Genomic DNA, 17926 nt, shown 5'->3' with positions numbered 1-17926 from the left:
ATTAAACTCCTTTTTTTAATACATCTTTTAATTCGTTAATGTTACATATTTCTATTAAATTAACCTCCTTACTTAATTTTATATCATTTTTTGAAAAATTAGGTACTATAAAATTTTTGAAACCAAGTTTTATACTTTCTAAAATTCTCCTTTTTATAAATGAAACAGGTCTTATTTCTCCGCTCAATCCTACTTCTCCAAATGAAACAATATTTGATGTTGGTAAATTCATGAGGGATGAGTATATTGAAATAATTAAAGGTAAGTCTGACGATCTTTCTTCAATTTTAATCCCTCCTGTTACATTAACAAAAATATCAAATTTTGAAAGATTTAATTTGAAAAATTTCTCTATAAGAGCAATCATTATTGAAACTCTTGTTAAATCAATACCTAAACAGATTCTTCTGGGTTGTGTATAGTAAGTTGGAACTGATAAAGTTTGAAGTTCAACAAGAATTGGTTTTTGTCCTGTCTCAATTACTGGTACAATTGTGCTTCCTGGAACCTCTTTTTCTCTTTTTGTTAAAAAAAGAGAGGATGGATTTTTTATTTCTTTTAAACCTTCTTCTTCCATTGATAAAACAACAATATCCTGAGTTGAGCCAAATCTATTTTTTTTGCATCTTAATAATCTATAATATTGATATTTTTCTCCTTCTAAATAAAGAACTGTATCAACAATATGTTCAAGAAGTTTTGGACCAGCAATTTCTCCTTCTTTTGTTATATGGCCTACAACAACACCAACAGTCATATTTCTTTTTATAAACTCTCCAATTTTTTCTGCAACATTTCTTACTTGGGATGGTGAACCTGATAGTGAATCTATTTCTTCATCTCTTATAACTTGGATCGAATCTAAAATGAAAAGTGAAGGTTTTATTTTTTCTAAAGCATCAATTATTTTATCAATATCTATTTCATATATTAAATAAAAATTTTCCGGAATAACTTGTGTTAACCTTTTTATTCTATTTAATATTTGTAAACTTGACTCCTCACCTGAAATATAAAGAACCTTTTCAGTTTTAGATACATTTAAACAAATTTGTAGCAATAAAGTTGATTTACCAATACCTGGTTCTCCAGATATTAAAACAAAAGAGCCAGATAGAAAACCACCTCCAAGTAATTCATCTATTTCAGAAAAACCAGTTTTTAGCCTTATAATTTCATTTTTATCTGATTCATATAATTTTAATGATACACTATCTAAATTTATTTTTTCTTTTTCATCTTTCTCTTGAAATGAATCCCACGAACCACAAAAGGGGCATTTTCCAAGTTTAATATAAGATTCATATCCACATTCTTTACAAACAAATTTTTTATTTTCTTTGCTCATATATAACCCATTAATATATTCTTTAAATATTCTGCTCTTAAATTATCAATGAAACTTTCCAAAGGTGTATCGAACTCAACTTTCATAATATTAGACCTAATTTTCATCAAAAGTTCATTTAATAATTCAATTGGTATATCAATAACTTTTAATATAGAACCTAATCTCAAAATCGATAGAATTTCACTTGCTTCTTTATATGAAATTTTATATGAGTATTTTAATTTACTTTTTGCTTTTCTTATTTCATCTAATAAAAAATTTTTTTTATTAATAAAATATTTGTCTCTTTCATTTCTTTCAATTTTAAGAATTTCTATTCCTATCTTTTTAACACTATCAATAATATTTTCTTCGCTTTTCCCAAGTGTAGTTGTATTTGAAATTTGAAAAAGCGATGAAATAATTTCACTACCTTCACCGAATGTTCCTCTAATCGTAATTGAAAATTTAGTCGAATTTTCTATTATTTCATTCATTTTACCAATTAAAGTTAATATTGGTAGATGCATAAGTAAAGATGCTCTTAAACCTGTGCCTAAATTTGTTGGACAAGAAGTAATGAAACCCAGTGTGTTTGAATAAGATAATTCAATTTTATCTTCAATTTCATCGATTATTTCAAATGCATTTATAATAATTTCATCAAGAGAAAAACCCTCTTTTATTATTTGTAATCTAATATGATCCTCTTCATTAATCATTATACTAATAGAACCGTCTTCACTCAAATAAAGGTACTTTCCATAAGGATTTTCAATGAATAATGGCGAAACTATGTGCATTTCAACAAGAGCTAATCTCTCAACATCCTTCAAATCAATTATATTTAGTCCAAATAAATTATATTTTTTATAAAAACTTGAATTTTCAATTTTATATTTTAATTTTTCAACAATTTTATTTTTTTCAGCAACTGAACATTTAAAAGGAAATTTAAATCCTTCTATATTTCTAGCTATTCTGATTCTACTGCTAATAGTTACATCTCCATTTATACCATAAGTTTTAATCCAATTAGGTAAATTTTTAAGAATTGTTTTTAACATTATTTAAAAGCTCTTTTATTTTGTCTCTTATTTTAGCCGCATCCTCATATCTTTCTTCTTCTATTGCATACTCAAGTTCTCTCTTTAAATTTTTGATTTTCTCATCAATTGTAGTTTTTGGAGTGAATTTTTCTCCTTTTCTTTTTCCTGTATGCTTCATGCTACCATGAAGATTTAAAATTATTGGTCTTAACTCATCTTTAAATATTTCATAGCATTCATTACATCCCAAGAAACCACTCTTTTTAAATTCATCAAATTTTGTTCCACAAGTATTGCATATTTTCTCTTTTTCTTTTTCTTCAATAAATCCAGGCATTAAACTTAAAAATTTCTTTATTATATTTTCATCATAAGGAATATTGAGTTCCTTGAGTATGCCTTTTATTCCAATATTAGTTGCACACTCAAAACATAAATGAAGTGATTTTTTTTCTCCATTTATAATCTCTGTAATAAAAATAGATGCTTCTCTTTTTTTACATATATCACAATACATCTTTAACCTCTAAATTCATTTTAACATATAAGATTTTCTATTCTTTTTAAAACAATTTCTTTTCCTAAAAGTTCCATTAATATAAATAAACCTGGTGAGGCAAATCTTCCTGTTAATATATACCTTAAAGGTTGTGCAATTTCTTTTAATGTTATATTTAATTCAATTAAAATCATTTTTATTTCTTTTTCAATATTAATACTATCAAATTTTTCTATTTCTATGATTCTTTTATATAAAATCTTTAAAAAATCTATAAAAATTTTACTTTTCTTTAAATCACTTATTATATCTTTGTCATATAGAGGCTCTTTATAAAAATATTCTGTAAGGTTTTCTATATTTAAAACTTTTATATTTCCTTTTATTTCTTTGAATAATTTTTTTAAAAAATGAACTCCTTTTAATTTCAATTGAGGTGGTAAAAATTTATCTGATAATGTTAGAATTGTTTCATCATCTAAATTTCTAATATAATATGAATTTATCCATTTTAACTTATCATGATCAAAAACTGGTGAATTTTTTGATATCTTCTCAATTGAGAAAATATTAATCATTTCATCAATATTAAATATTTCTTTTGTTTCTCTTAATGAAAATCCGATTAAAAAAATATAGTTTAATATAGCTTCAGGAAGGTAGCCTTCCTTCATAAACTCTTCAATTGAGACAGAACCATGTCTTTTTGACAATTTTTCTCTATCTTTTCCAAGTATTAATGGGAGATGTCCAAATTTTGGATGTTTTACTCCAAATGCATCATATAAAAGTATTTGCTTATGTGTATTAGAAAGATGATCCTCACCTCTAATAACATGAGTAATCTTCATCTCAATATCATCTACAACACATGAAAAATTATATACTGGCATTCCATCGCTTCTTACAATTATAAAATCATCTAATATCTCATTATCAAACTCAACTCTTTCTTTTATTAAATCATTAAATATAACTTTGCCTTTTGTTACATTAAATCTATAAACATGTTCTTCATTTAAACTTAACTTTCTATAAACTTCTTTTTTATCTAAATTTTTACATTTTCCACTATACTTATATATTTTGCCATTTTTTATCGCATTTTCTTTCTCTTTTTCTATTTCTTCTTTTTTACAGAAACAAGGATAAGCGTATCCCTTATTAAGAAGAACTCCTAGATAATTTTTGTAAATCTCTAATCTTTCGCTTTGAAAATATGGACCCTCATCCCAATTTATCTTAAGCCATTTTAAACCACTTAAAATTGCTTCAACAGATTCTTTTTTTGACCTTTCAACATCTGTATCTTCTATTCTTAAAATATATGTACCGTTTTCCTTTTTTGCAAATAGATAATTTATAAAAGCTGTTCTTACGCTTCCAATATGTAACAATCCCGTTGGGGATGGAGCAAATCTAACTCTTATTTTTTCCATTCCGAACACTCCTTTTTAAAATCGCAAAATTTACAAAAATTATTTTCTTTTTTAAAAAAATCTCCACTTTTGATTTTTTTTCCTACATTTAGTATTAAATCTAATGATTTATTTAAGTTTTCTTCTTTTAAATAAATTCTCTTTTTATAATCAAAATCAAGAGTTAAATAATAAATTGATAAAAATTTAGGAGGTTTATTAAATTCTCTTTCAAATGCAAAATAATAAATTGACATTTGAAGTATTTCGCTTTCATCAATAAGTCCAATAGAATTAAAATCGATACTGTATTTTCCTGTCTTATATTCAATTAATTCAAAATCATCATTTATCTTATCAATTCTATCGACAAAACCATATATTTCAAATTCATTAATTTTAAAATTTATATATTTTTCAACTTTGTATGCTTTATCATAATGAAAAATATTTTTATAATAATATTTTTTAAGTAATTCAAGGCCTCTTAGAAATTCTTTTTTTTCTTCTTCTTCATTTCTAAATCCTTCATTAATCCAATTTTTTTGATAGATTTCCTTTAAATTATCAAAGGAAGGATATTTTGGAAGTGAATGAAACTTTGAAAGTGTAAGATGAAGTGACTTCCCAAAAGATTTATAAGGTTTCGGTTTTTCTTGAAGTTTTAATTCATATAAAAAGTAGTATTTTAAAGGACATTCAAGATAGGTTTTAATCTTTGAAAAACTGAGTTTCATTTCTAAATAAATCTTCTAAAATTGTATCAATTTGTTTTTTTGTGTTTTCCCAATCATAAGAATTATTAACTACTTTATCTGCATATTTTAATTTTTCTTCGATATTTAATTGTGCTTCTATTCTACTTTTTGCTTCTTCAACACTATAATTTTCTCTTTTAATCAATCTTTCAAGTTGTGTTTCAGAATCAGTATAAACGACCCATACTTCATCAACAAATTTATGCCAACCAGCTTCAATTAAAATTGCAGCATCAAGAACAGCATATTTGACTTTTTTCTTTTTAAATTCATATATTTTCCTTTTGACCAACTTTGTTAATATAGGAAGTGTAATTCTATTTAATTTTTTAAGATTTTCTTTTGAAGAAAAAACAATTCTTCCAAGCTCTCTTCTATTTATAGAACCATCATCATTTAATATGTTTTTACCAAATGTTCTTATTATTTTATTTTTTATACTATCTATATTTAAAACAGTTTTACCTAATGAATCAGCATCTATTATTTTAAAACCCTTTGATTTTAAATATTCACTTATTTTAGATTTACCAGAGGCAATATTACCTGTAAGTCCAATTAATCTCATTTTTTACACTCAAGCCAATTTTTTCCAATTCCATAATCAACTTTAATAGGTACAGAAAGTTTTATTGTATTTTCCATTTCATTTTTTACCATATCAATAATTTCGTCAACCTCATCTCTGTGTATTTCTAATAGAAGTTCATCATGAATTTGCAATACAATTCTAGATTTTCTATTTTTTAAATTTTTCCATACATTGACCATACTGGCTTTTATTATATCTGCACCTGACCCCTGAATTGGTGTGTTAATAGCAATTCTTTCTCCAAGTTTAATTAAATTTGAATTTTTTGATTTTAATTCAGGAATATACCTTTTTCTTCCAAGAATAGTTTCAACATAACCCTTTTCTTTTGCTTCACTTATAACACTATCAATAAACTTTTTAACTCCTCTAAATTTATTAAAATATAAATCAATATAAATTTGTGCCTCTTCATCAGAAATTCTTAATTCTCTTGCTAAACCATGAGGGCTCATTCCATATATTATTCCATAATTTATAGTTTTAGCTTTTCTTCTTTGTTCTTCAGTTATACTCTCCTTTGGTATTGAAAAAAGTTGTGATGCTGTTTCTGTATGAATATCAACTCCTTTATTAAACGCTTCAATTAAATTTTCATCTGATGAAAAATGAGCAAGAATTCTTAATTCAATTTGAGAATAATCAAAGGAAGCAAGAAAATAATCTTCATCTGAAATAAATGCTTCTCTTACTTTTTTTCCAAATTCTGTTCTTATTGGAATATTTTGTAAATTTGGTTCTTTTGAAATAATTCTTCCAGTTGCTGTCCCTGTTTGTATAAATGTTGTATGTAATCGATTATTCTTATCTACGAGTTCAGGTAAAATATTAAAATATGTTGTTAAAAGTTTATTTAATTCTCTAAATTCAATTATTTTTTCAATAACTGGATGTATTGGAAGTAATTCTATTAAAGTTTCTTGATCTGTTGATAAATTTTTTTTGTTTTTTAAAAAGGCCTTTAGGCCTAATTTTTCATATAATAGAAAACTTACTTGCTTTGGGGATTGTGGATTTATACTTGATCCACTGATTTCTGAAATTTCTATTGTTAATTTTTCAATTTTTTTCTTTATTTCTTCTCTTATTTTCAATAATTTTTCTTTGTCTATTTTTACTCCATAATACTCCATTTCTGAGAGTATATAAGAAATTGGAAGTTCAATGTCAAAAAGTAGTTTTGATAAATTACATTCATTAATTTCATTTAATAAAATTTGACCTATTTTTAAAATTTTTGGTAATAGATTTTCAGGATTTTCGTCATAAATATTTTCACCAAGATATAATGGAACAAGTGATTTTAAATCATAATTTTTTTTGTTTGTATTTAATATATAACTAGCAAGTTCTGTGTCAAAAATGTTTTGTTTAAAATTTAAAGGATAAAAGGTAGATATAAAATTTTTAAAACTATGAGTAAATAAAATTTTTTTATTATTTAATTCAATTAAATCTTCTATTCTTCCTTTATAAAATCCTTTATTGCAATAAAATAAAATTTCATTATCGCTTTTTAAAAAAGAAATTTCTTTCTCTTCAAATAAATCACTTTTTGAAATATAATCTGATTCAATTTTTTTTATTTCAACTTTAAATTTATCCATAAGTGAATGAAATTCTAATTCAGAAAATATTTTTATTATATTATTGATATTTTCATTGCTTCTTTTTAAATTAGAAATTGAGATTTTTAGGTTTAAATCAGTTTTTATTTTTGCAACTTCATATGATTTGATAATCTGATCTTTATAAATTTTTATTATTTCTCCAAATTTATTGGCTGGAGGGTTATTAATTAACTCAAATAAAGAATTATATTCTTTTAAAATTTTAATACCACTCTTTTCACCTATTGAAGGTATTTGAGGAATATTATCAGAAGGATCACCAATTAGTGCCTTTAATTCAGGTAATCTTTCTGGTTTTATTCCAAATTCATTAATAAATTTGTCTTTTGTATAAATCTCAATATCTGTTATACCTTTCTTTGTTAACCTAACTTCACTATTCTCAGATAAAAGTTGTAATAAATCTTTATCTGCTGTTATAATAACTGAATAAAAACCTTCTCTTTCTGCATTATTTTTTAAAGTACCAATAATATCATCACCTTCATATCCTTCTATTTCAATAGTTTTTATTCCTAAATTTTCTAAAATTTCTTTTACTCTTTCTTTTTGTATTTTAATATCTGGTGGTGCTTTTGGTCTATTTTCTTTGTATTGTGGTAAAACATCAATTCTAAAAGTTGGAGCTCCTTTATCAAAGGAAACTGCAATATATTGAGGATTTTCATTTTCTATTAAATTAAGAATAATTCTTACAAAACCATATGTTGCACCAGTTGGTTCACCTTTAGAATTTATAAGAGGAGGTAAAGCAAAGTATGTTCGAAATAGAAGAGAACTTCCATCAATTAAATAAATCTTTTTCATAATCATTTTGAATATTATATTAATTTTTTAAATTTCAGTCAACCTTTTTTTCTTTGAATATGTATATCTTCTCTCCATCTTTCGTTAATTTAAAATTTTCTTTAACCCAAATTTCAATACCTTCATTACTTTTTATAAATTCAATATTGTGTTTCATTTCATCTATTTTATTTTTATAAACCAAAATGTCATTTTGTAAACTTTTTATCTCATGATTTAATTTATAAAATCTATATAAAGGAAATGAAAAAATGTAGATAAATAGCAATATAAATAAAATAACAATTGTTTTTTCAAGTTCTTTTCTTTTATAAATTAATTTATTTTCCATTTCAAACCTTATTAAGTTTTATCATATTTGTTCCACCAGGGACACCAGGTATAATACCAGAAACTGAAACATAGAAATCACCCTTTTTCAATATATCTAATTTCTTTGCTTCACTCTCTATTGTTTCAATTATATCACTTTCATTTCTAAATTTATTAACAAGAATTGGTACTATACCCCAATAGACTTTTAACTGTTTCAAAACTTTTTCATTAGGTGTTAAGGCAACAACAGGTACATTTGGTCTAAATCTTGAAATATTTATTGCGGTTTTACCTGTTTCTGTTGTTACAATTATCGCTTTTGCCCTTACTTTAAGAGCTAATAGAACAGCAGAATAACAAATTGATAAAAGTGGATTATCTTTTATATAAAATTCCATGGATATTAACCAGTTTTCATATGGAAGCCATTTTTCTACTTTTTGTGAAACTTTATTTAAAAATTTTACTGCTTGAACTGGATATTTTCCAACAGCAGTTTCTTGTGAAAGCATAAGAGCATCGGTACCATCAAAAATCGCATTAGTTATATCTGAAACTTCAGCTCTTGTTGGATACATCCTTTCAACCATTGAGTCAAGAATTTGAGTAGCTGTTATTGAGAATTTTTCTGAAAATAAGGTTTTATTTAAAATTTTTTTCTGTAATATTGCTATTTCTTCAAGATTAACTTCGATTCCAAGATCACCTCTTGCAACCATAACACCATCAGAAACATCAATTATTTTATCTATATTTTTTATTGCATCTTTCTTTTCAATTTTCGCTATAACTGGAATAGAGTATCCATTTTTTGAAAGAAAATTTTTTAAATATATAATATCGTTTTCATTTTTAACAAATGAGAGAGCAATATAATCTACACTCTCTTTAATACCAAATTTTATATCTTCTTTATCTTTTTCTGTTAATGATGGTATATCTAAATTCTCTTTTGGTATATTTATTCCTTTATTATCACTTAATTCTCCTCCTAACATTACTTTTGTTTCAATATAATTATCGCTTATAGAGATAACTTTGAGTTTAATTCTTCCGTCATCAAGAAGAATTAAATCTCCTTTTGTGAGATATTTAGGTAAATTTTTATATGATATAGAAACTTGATTATCATCTCCTAAAATATTCTCAGTTGTAAGGTAAAATGTTTTACCATTTTTTAAAAATATTCTTTTGTTTTTAAATTTTCCAATTCTCAATTTTGGACCCTGCAAATCTAATAGAATTGGTATGAATTTATCAATTTTTCTTACTTTGTTAATAAATTCTCTATGATAAATATGGTCTCCGTGAGACAAGTTTAATCTAAAAATATCAACTCCATTAAGATATAATTGTTTTATTATTTTTTCATCTTGAGATGAAGGCCCAAGTGTTGCTATGATTTTTGTCTTTTTAAAATTCATAATATCTATATCTAGATCTCCTCTTTCCACCGAATAAAATAATTAAAATAATTCCAGATATAAAACCACCTATATGAGCCCAATAAGCAACACCTGATGCAACATTTCCTAGACTTGCAAAACCAGGGATTAATTGGAGAATAAACCAAAAACCTAGAAATATAACCGCAGGAACAGGAATTACTGAAAAATACCAGAAAAGAGGTACAAGTGCTAGAACTTTTGCATTAGGAAACAGATAAAAATATGCACCTAATACTCCTGCAATAGCACCAGAAGCACCTATTGTTGGAATAGAAGAGTTAGAGTAAATTAGTGCATGAGTTAGACCAGCAAAAATTCCACACAAAAAATAAAATATTACAAATTTTATAGAACCAAGTTCATTTTCTACGTTATCACCAAAAACCCATAGATATAACATATTTCCTATTATATGAGCAAAATTTCCGTGTAAAAAAGTAGAAGTTAAAAGTTTTATATATTCATATATTCCAAATTTAAATAAATTCCTTGGGATAAGGGACCATCTATAAATAAATGGTATTGGGTTACTTAGAAAAATCTGGTATAAAAAAATTATTACATTGATTATAATTAAAGATATGACTACAATTGGAAATTTTCTTCTAGGATTTATATCTGAAATAGGTATCATATCTCCTCCTTTGAAATAAAAAATTATAATTTAAATTATACTAAAATCTCATTCATTGGAAATCTTAATCTATATGAAAAATTTGATTCTAGAAAAGAAGAAAGAATATTATGAATTATCTCTAACTCATCTTTTTCAAATATGATATTTTTATCAAATTCTGAAATTATTTTAAGTATCTTATAATATAATTTTTGATCTATTTTTACAAAATTTTTTGTTGTATGTAAATCACAAACAAATCCGTTATAATTAAAATCGTAAATTAAACTAGTTTTAAGAGGACTACTACATTTTATACATTTTTCTAAAGGAAATTGTATTCCTTCAATTTTTATAAAATTAAAAATTAAATTAATGAACAATGAATCTTCATTGGTAGTTGTTTTAAGGTTTTCAAAAAAATTAATAAGAGTATTAAATAGAATAATATTTGGGTTGCTTTCAACTTGAGTTTTATCAATTAAATTTAATATTTCGAGAGCAATAATAGATTTTTTAAGATTCAATTTAATATTAATATAAGAATCTAATACTTTAGTTTCAGTAAGATAAAAATATTCTCTTTTTTTGTAAAGCGATGTATCAATTAAATTCATTGTTTCTATAATAGATGTCCATTTTGTATCTTTTTTGAAACAACTTTTTGCTCTAGCAATTATTTTTCCTAATGAGTCACAGTATAAAAAAACTAATGCATCATATTCTTTTATTGGTAACTTTTTGAGAATAAATGATTTAACTCTAACTATTTCCATTATTCTTCAACAATTTTAACTGATGAAGAAGTTCCAATTCTATTTGCACCTGATTTTATTAATTCAACTGCTTGTTCAAATGTTTTAATTCCACCAGATGCTTTGATACCAAAATTTTCTCCAACTATTCTCCTGATTAATTCAACATCTTCTTTTGTTGCGCCACTTTGAGAAAAACCAGTTGATGTTTTTACAAAATCTGCTCCTGCAGATTTTACTATTGTGGAAGCAACTATTTTTTCATCTAAAGATAATAATGATGTCTCAATTATTACTTTCAAAATTTTATCTCCTATTTCATTTTTAACTGCACTTATTTCATCATGAATATATTTATAATTTCTGGATTTTAGAATGCCAATATTAATAACCATATCAATTTCATGCGCACCATTTTTTATAGCTTCTTTTGCTTCAAAAATTTTTGTTTTTGTTGTAGAGTTGCCTAATGGAAATCCAATAACTGTTGCTATTCTAATATCAATTTCATTGAGATACTCTTTTACATAATTAACAAAACAAGGTGCAATACAAACTGCATAAAATTTGTATTTAATAGCTTCATCACATAATTTTTTAATATCTGAAATTGTTGCGTCAGGTTTTAAAATAGTATGATCTATAAATTTAACTATTTCTTTTTTTGTCATATTTAAAATCCTTTCACTTCATTAAATATTTCAATTATTTTAGAAAATGTATCTGCTCTGAGAGATGCTCCACCAACAAGGAATCCATCTATTTCATCTTCATTTGCTAATTCTTCAACATTTTCAATTCTAACACTTCCTCCATATACAATTCTGGTTTTTTCTGCAACTTCTCCTCCCCCATACTTTTCAATTAATTCTCTTATAAATTTATGCATATCACTTGCTTCTTTTGGCGTAGCATTAACTCCCGTACCAATAGCCCAAACTGGCTCATATGCAATAATAATATTCTCAAGAGAATTAAGAGGTATTTTTTTAAGATCTAATTTAAATTGATTCTCTATTATCTCTTTTTCAATACCTTTTTTTCTCTCTTCAAGGGTTTCTCCTAAACAAAGAACTGGTTTTAGGCCATATTTTATTGCTGATATAATCTTTTTATTTATCATTTCATCAGTTTCACCAAAAATTTTCCTTCTCTCAGAATGGCCTATTATTACATATTCAATGCCGAGTTCTTTTAGCATTACAGGTGAAATTTCACCAGTATAAGCACCGCTTTCTTCCCAATGCATATTTTGTGCTCCCATATACATATGAGGTAATTCAAAAAAATCTTTTAAAAAATAAATTAATGTAAACGGAGGAAAAATTACAATATCACTCCCCCTTAAAAGCGAAACACTTTTGTTTAAAGAAACAATTGTTTCTTTTGCATCACTCATGAGTTTGTTCATTTTCCAATTACCACCAATCCATCCTCTACGCATAAAAATACCTCCTATAGAATTAAAGAAAGTTTTTTGAAAAAGGATAAGGTAAAAGTTCTTCTAATTTGTATATTTTATGTTCATTTTCATTTGCAAGAATTAATATTAGATTAGGTGAAAACTCCATCATTACCTGTCTACAAATACCACATGGAGAGGGTATTTGATTTTTATCATTGATATAGATTGCTATCATTTCAAAATCATTTTCTCCTTCAGAAATTGCTTTGAAAATAGCAACTCTTTCAGCACAAACAGTTGCACCAAAACTTGCATTTTCAATGTTACAACCAGTATATATTTTACCGCTTTTTGTTAAAAGGGAAGCACCTACTCTATATTTAGAATAAGGAGAATATGCTTTAAAACTCGCTTCTTTTGCGAGCTCAATCAATTTTTGAATCTTTTTCTTCTCTTGTATCATCTTTTTTCTCCACTTTAATCTTAACAATTCTATTACCTTTTACCTCAATTGCAATAAATTTCAAAGATTTATATTCTATTGATTCACCTTTTGTTGGTATATGGCCTAATAAATCTAGAAAAAGCCCTCCTAAAGTTTCATAATCTTCGTGAGGAAGTTCAACTCCAATAATTTCTTCAGCATCTTCAATAGAAATTTTAGCATCAAAAATAATTTCTTTATTACTAAGTTTTTTGAATGGAACCTCCTCAAGATCATATTCATCTTGAATTTCACCAACAATCTCTTCTAACAAATCTTCCATTGTAACAATTCCTTCGAATCCACCAAATTCATCAATAACTATAGCCATATGTATTTTTTTCTTTTGCATCTCTTTAAAAAGTTCTGAAGTTTTTTTAGTATCAGGCACATATATAGTTGGGTGTAATAAATCTCTTATATTAATATTCTTATTATTAAAAGCAATTTTTAATAAGTCTTTTGCATGCAATATACCTATTATATTATCAATATTTGCTTCATATATTGGTATCCTTGAATGTCCAGTTTTATTTATTGTTTCTATAATACTTTCAATCTTAGAATCAACTGGTAATATTGTAACATCAACTCTGGGAATCATTACTTCATAAACTGGTTTATCATGAAATTCAATTATACTTTCAATTAATTCTTTTTCCTCTTCTTCTATTGTTCCGTTTTCACTACTCATAGATAAAAATATACGTAATTCTTCCTCATCAAAACTTCTAGTTTTTTTAAGGTTTTTGCCAAAAAATTTCAATGAGAGTGAAATTAAATAGTTCGTTATATATGAAAAAGGTTTTAATATATAAGAAATTAATGATAAAAATGGTTGAACCTTTAATATATATGATTCTGGGTTATAAGTTGAAATTGTTTTTGGAAGAAGTTCTGCAAAAATTACAATTATTATTGTCATAATAATAGAAGATAAAATTGTACTTCCATATTTGATATATTTTAAGAAAATTGTATTTGCTATTGATGCAGCAAAAATATTTACAAAATTATTACCTATAATAATAGTACTTATAAACTCTTCTGGCTTTTCTTTAAACTTTAAAATACTCTTTGCCTTTTTATCACCTTCATTTGCTTTTTTTCTTAATTTGATTTCATTAGAACCTATGAACGAAATTTCTGAAGCTGAAAAAATATAAGAAATAACCAACAAAATTAAAATAACAATAATATTATTTATTAATTCTATACTACCCAACTAAACATCACCTCTTTTTTTAATTATATCATTCTTATTTTTGATTAAAAAAGGAATAATAATAATTATTACTGAAAAAATTATTGAAAATAAATCAAGTTTTTTTATATATCTGAAAAATATAATTAAACCTAAAATTATTGAAAAAATTGAAAAAAGCAAAACTCCACCTGCAATTGCATCCTTTATATTCTTGATATTTTCATCATATTTTTTTTCTAATTTATCACATAATATTTCAAGTGCACTATTGATAAGTTCTGAATAAAGAACAAGAAAGATTGCTAAAAGCACAAATATAAAATAAATTTTTTCTATATTAAATTTGATTGAAAAATATATTGCAAGTATTGCAAATGATATTTGAATTCTAAAATTTCTTTCTCTTAAATAAGTAATTTTTAAACCTCTAAAGGCATTTTTGAAACTATCAATTAAATTTCTGCTTTTCATTGTAGTATTTAAAATAATTTTCCTCTTTTTTTCTCATAATTTCTCTATCTTTCTTTTTTATATGATCGAAACCCAAAATATGTAGCAGACCATGTATATATAGTTTTAAAAAATTTTCTTTCTTTATCTCAACACTATAATTTGAAATGACAATTTCACCTACTAGTACTGGCGTTGTTTCATAAATAAATGATAAAACATTTGTCGTTCTATCAAGTTTCCTAAACTTTTTGTTTAAATCTCTTAAATCATCTTTATTTAAATAAGCAATAGAAATTTCATATTTATTAAAACCTTCATTTTTAAGAATTTCATCTGTTATTTTCTTTAAAAATTTCTTATTAATAGGGACTTTTCTTTCTTTCTCGTAAATCTCTATTTTTGAATACATAACTAATCCTCTCATGATACATCGATGTAAGTGTTTTAATAAATGAATCTTTTATTTTTAAAATATCTTTAAAGGATAAATTTGAATTATTTAGCTGACCATCAGAAATTTTTGAATCTATAACATCATTGACAAAATCAGAAAAACTTTCAAATTCAATTTTCTCACCTCTAACTGATGCTTCTACAGAATCTGCTAACATTATAATTCCAGATATTTTTGAAGAGGGAATTGGTCCAGGATATCTAAAGGTTGATTCATCAATTTGAGGGTCAATTTGTTTTGCTTTTGAATAAAAGTAAGTAACAAATGTTGTACCATGATGTTCTTTGATTGTATCAACAATAATTTTTGGTAAATTATGTTTTTTAGCAAGTTCAACACCCTCTTTAACATGAGATATAATAATAAGTGCTGATAATGAAGGAGAAAGCGAATCGTGAGGGTTAAATTGAGGATTATTTTCAATAAAAAAATCGGGTCTTTCAAGTTTTCCTATATCGTGGTAATAAGCACAAACTTTCGCAAGAAGAGGATCCTCTCCAATTGCATCTGCTGCAACTTGAGCAAGTGTACTTACATTTAATGAATGTTGATAACTACCTGGTGCCCTTGTTATAAATTCCTTTAAAATTGGATTATTTATATTTAAAAGTTCAACTAAACCAATAGGTGTGGTAATCGAAAGAATTTTTTCTAAATAAGGTACAAATACTAAAAGTATTAGAATTGAAATTATAGGATTTAATGCTATATAAATTGAGTTTAATAAATATGTTGAAAAATCAAAATTTCTTTGAATAAATTCTATTGAAATATAAACTATTAAATACATTAAACTAACAAAAGACCCAATTTTTAAAAAATCTGATATATTTATTATCTTTTTAGTTTTTAAAGAAAATATGATTGATATGAACAAAATCAAAAAAATTAAAATGAATTTATCATTAAAATATAGGGTATAAAAAATATTTACTATTAATAAAATTATTATTGAGGTTATAATATCAAAAAATAAAATTGTTAAATTAGATATTAGAAAAATAGGTAATAATGTGACATTTTTAATAAATTTTCCTAGAAGTATAGATATAAATAGGATTAAAATTATAAAAATCTTTTCTTTTAATCTATAATTGTTATTTATTTTTATTACATTATATAAAATAAAAGATATTGTTAATGATAAAATTAATATAAAAATAATATTGAATAGGTCCTTTGAAGCAAAAAGCAAATTGTATTCTTTTAAAATTTTTATTTCATTGTCAGTAATTATTGTACCTTTCGGAAATATAATTTCACCTTTTTTAATAATTTTTATAATTGGCTTAATACTCTTAACAATCTCTTCTCTTTTTTTATTAGTTAAATCTTCGTTTATTATTAAATTCGGTTTTAATATTTTTTCTAAAATAATATAAGTTATCTTCTTTTCATTGTCATTAAAATCATTATCTTTTATGATTAAATTTAACTTATCATTAAGATTTATTAAATCGCTTTCTTTAACACCACTTTGAAGTAAATTGGAAGTTATCTCTAAAATCTTATTTTTAAATCTAATAAAATTTGAATTAGACTTAGATTTAATTTCTTTTAATAATTCTAAATCAAATGTTATTCCATAACTTTCAAAAAGTATTTCTAGTGTATTTCCTTGATTTTCTCTATAGCTCTCAATAATTTCTAAAATTTTATTAATATTGTTCATTACTTCTTTATCAATTTCTGGCATATATTCATAATAAATTGGCACATTTTCTAAAGCTTTTTCAATTTCTTTCTGAGTCTTCTCTATATCAATAACTTCTAAATTTTTTGGTGAAATTAAATTTTTATTTAATTTAGTTCCTTTTCGAACAAAAATATACGGAGGTGAAAATGCATAAAATAAAAAGGAAAAGAATATTAAAGTTAGTATAGATTTGATAATTATTTTTTCTTTATTAATCTTCAAATTTATTTTTTTTCTTATAATTTTCAAAATTTTCATATGCTTCAACTATTTTCTGAACGATTGGATTTCTAACAATATCGATTTTTTCTAATTCAACAATTCCAATTTCATCTAAATTTTTAAGTATTTTAATTGCCTTAACAAGTCCTGAATCTTTTGGATTATCTATATCTATTTGAGTAATATCGCCTGTAATTACAACTTTAGAATTAAATCCCATTCTTGTTAAAAACATTTTCATTTGGGAATAAGTAGTGTTTTGTGCTTCATCAAGAATTATAAATGAATCATTCAATGTTCTTCCTCTCATATATGCAAGTGGTGCAATTTCGATTATATTGTTCTCAATTAATCTTGTAATTTTTTCAACTTCAACTAAATCATAAAGAGCATCATATAAGGGTCTAAAATGAGGATCAACCTTTTCAAGAAAAGTTCCAGGAAGAAACCCAAGTTTCTCGCCTGCTTCAACAACAGGTTTTGTCAATATAATTCTTTCAACTCTTTTATCGAATAAATAACTAAGAGCTGAGGCAATGGCAAGATAAGTTTTACCAGAACCTGCAGGACCTATACAAAAAACAAGGTCTTTTTTTCTAATCATTTCAATATATTTTTTCTGATTCTCACTTTTAGGTTTAATTTTTTTACCTTTACTTGATACAAAAACTACATCAACAAAAAATTCTCTTGTTATTTTATAATTTTTTTCTTTGATAGAAATTATGCTTCTTTTTAATTCATCTTTTGTCAAAAGTATATTTTTATTTCTTTTAATCTCAAATAA

Annotated in this window: 19 protein-coding genes; all 19 read right to left on the bottom strand. The window is 24.6% G+C overall.

Annotated features, from left to right (window positions below):
• Position 1: 1 nt before the first annotated feature.
• Genes radA through N3D74_03515 form a run of 19 tightly spaced genes read right to left on the bottom strand, consistent with a single transcriptional unit; the run spans position 2 to position 17893 of the window.
• Entirely contained in the window at positions 2-1348 is a 1347-nt protein-coding gene (radA, locus tag N3D74_03605) for a DNA repair protein RadA (GenBank protein ID MCX8095251.1), read from the bottom strand.
• Entirely contained in the window at positions 1345-2397 is a 1053-nt protein-coding gene (locus tag N3D74_03600; protein MCX8095250.1) for an ATP--guanido phosphotransferase, read from the bottom strand. Before N3D74_03600 ends, radA begins: the two co-directional genes overlap by 4 nt.
• Complete coding sequence (locus N3D74_03595; GenBank protein ID MCX8095249.1) at positions 2378-2896, bottom strand: UvrB/UvrC motif-containing protein; 519 nt, start codon at positions 2894-2896, stop codon at positions 2378-2380. Before N3D74_03595 ends, N3D74_03600 begins: the two co-directional genes overlap by 20 nt.
• A 20-nt stretch (positions 2897-2916) precedes the next feature.
• On the bottom strand, positions 2917-4317 hold the full coding sequence (gene gltX, locus N3D74_03590; protein MCX8095248.1) for a glutamate--tRNA ligase: 1401 nt from the start codon (positions 4315-4317) through the stop codon (positions 2917-2919).
• On the bottom strand, positions 4305-5033 hold the full coding sequence (locus N3D74_03585) for a PD-(D/E)XK nuclease family protein (GenBank protein ID MCX8095247.1): 729 nt from the start codon (positions 5031-5033) through the stop codon (positions 4305-4307). Before N3D74_03585 ends, gltX begins: the two co-directional genes overlap by 13 nt.
• Positions 5008-5622, bottom strand: coding sequence for a dephospho-CoA kinase (gene coaE, locus N3D74_03580; protein ID MCX8095246.1), 615 nt, complete (start codon positions 5620-5622; stop codon positions 5008-5010). Before coaE ends, N3D74_03585 begins: the two co-directional genes overlap by 26 nt.
• Positions 5619-8084, bottom strand: a complete 2466-nt coding sequence (locus N3D74_03575) for a DNA polymerase I (GenBank protein ID MCX8095245.1) — start codon at positions 8082-8084, stop codon at positions 5619-5621. Before N3D74_03575 ends, coaE begins: the two co-directional genes overlap by 4 nt.
• A 34-nt stretch (positions 8085-8118) precedes the next feature.
• Positions 8119-8415 carry a septum formation initiator family protein gene (locus N3D74_03570; GenBank protein ID MCX8095244.1) on the bottom strand — a complete coding sequence of 99 codons (297 nt, stop codon included), beginning with the start codon at positions 8413-8415 and terminating at the stop codon, positions 8119-8121.
• 1 nt (position 8416) lies between these two features.
• A complete protein-coding gene (pyk, locus tag N3D74_03565) occupies positions 8417-9853 on the bottom strand; it encodes a pyruvate kinase (protein ID MCX8095243.1) in 1437 nt (478 codons plus the stop codon).
• A complete protein-coding gene (locus tag N3D74_03560) occupies positions 9813-10481 on the bottom strand; it encodes a rhomboid family intramembrane serine protease (protein ID MCX8095242.1) in 669 nt (222 codons plus the stop codon). The genes pyk and N3D74_03560 overlap by 41 nt, the downstream gene beginning before the upstream one ends.
• Before the next feature lie 35 nt (positions 10482-10516).
• Positions 10517-11239: a DNA repair protein RecO gene (gene recO / locus N3D74_03555; GenBank protein ID MCX8095241.1), complete on the bottom strand. Its 723-nt coding sequence runs from the start codon at positions 11237-11239 to the stop codon at positions 10517-10519.
• Complete coding sequence (deoC, locus tag N3D74_03550; GenBank protein MCX8095240.1) at positions 11239-11889, bottom strand: deoxyribose-phosphate aldolase; 651 nt, start codon at positions 11887-11889, stop codon at positions 11239-11241. Before deoC ends, recO begins: the two co-directional genes overlap by 1 nt.
• A 2-nt stretch (positions 11890-11891) precedes the next feature.
• Positions 11892-12662: a triose-phosphate isomerase gene (gene tpiA / locus N3D74_03545; protein MCX8095239.1), complete on the bottom strand. Its 771-nt coding sequence runs from the start codon at positions 12660-12662 to the stop codon at positions 11892-11894.
• A 19-nt stretch (positions 12663-12681) separates the two neighbouring features.
• On the bottom strand, positions 12682-13086 hold the full coding sequence (locus N3D74_03540; protein ID MCX8095238.1) for a cytidine deaminase: 405 nt from the start codon (positions 13084-13086) through the stop codon (positions 12682-12684).
• On the bottom strand, positions 13049-14332 hold the full coding sequence (locus N3D74_03535) for a hemolysin family protein (protein ID MCX8095237.1): 1284 nt from the start codon (positions 14330-14332) through the stop codon (positions 13049-13051). The genes N3D74_03540 and N3D74_03535 overlap by 38 nt, the downstream gene beginning before the upstream one ends.
• Positions 14333-14785 (bottom strand): diacylglycerol kinase family protein, encoded by a 453-nt coding sequence (locus N3D74_03530; protein MCX8095236.1) that lies wholly within the window; start codon positions 14783-14785, stop codon positions 14333-14335.
• Positions 14763-15176 (bottom strand): rRNA maturation RNase YbeY, encoded by a 414-nt coding sequence (gene ybeY / locus N3D74_03525; GenBank protein ID MCX8095235.1) that lies wholly within the window; start codon positions 15174-15176, stop codon positions 14763-14765. Before ybeY ends, N3D74_03530 begins: the two co-directional genes overlap by 23 nt.
• Positions 15127-17175, bottom strand: a complete 2049-nt coding sequence (locus tag N3D74_03520; protein ID MCX8095234.1) for an HDIG domain-containing protein — start codon at positions 17173-17175, stop codon at positions 15127-15129. Before N3D74_03520 ends, ybeY begins: the two co-directional genes overlap by 50 nt.
• The gene (locus N3D74_03515; GenBank protein ID MCX8095233.1) at positions 17129-17893 is read right to left on the bottom strand and encodes a PhoH family protein; all 765 of its coding nucleotides are present in this window, start codon (positions 17891-17893) and stop codon (positions 17129-17131) included. Before N3D74_03515 ends, N3D74_03520 begins: the two co-directional genes overlap by 47 nt.
• Between the last annotated feature and the right edge of the window lie 33 nt (positions 17894-17926).

Source organism: Caldisericia bacterium (assembly GCA_026414995.1).
Taxonomy (GTDB): domain Bacteria; phylum Caldisericota; class Caldisericia; order B22-G15; family B22-G15; genus JAAYUH01.
The sequence above is the reverse complement of the archived record's forward strand: the minus strand, read 5'-3'. Positions and strand labels throughout refer to the sequence as shown.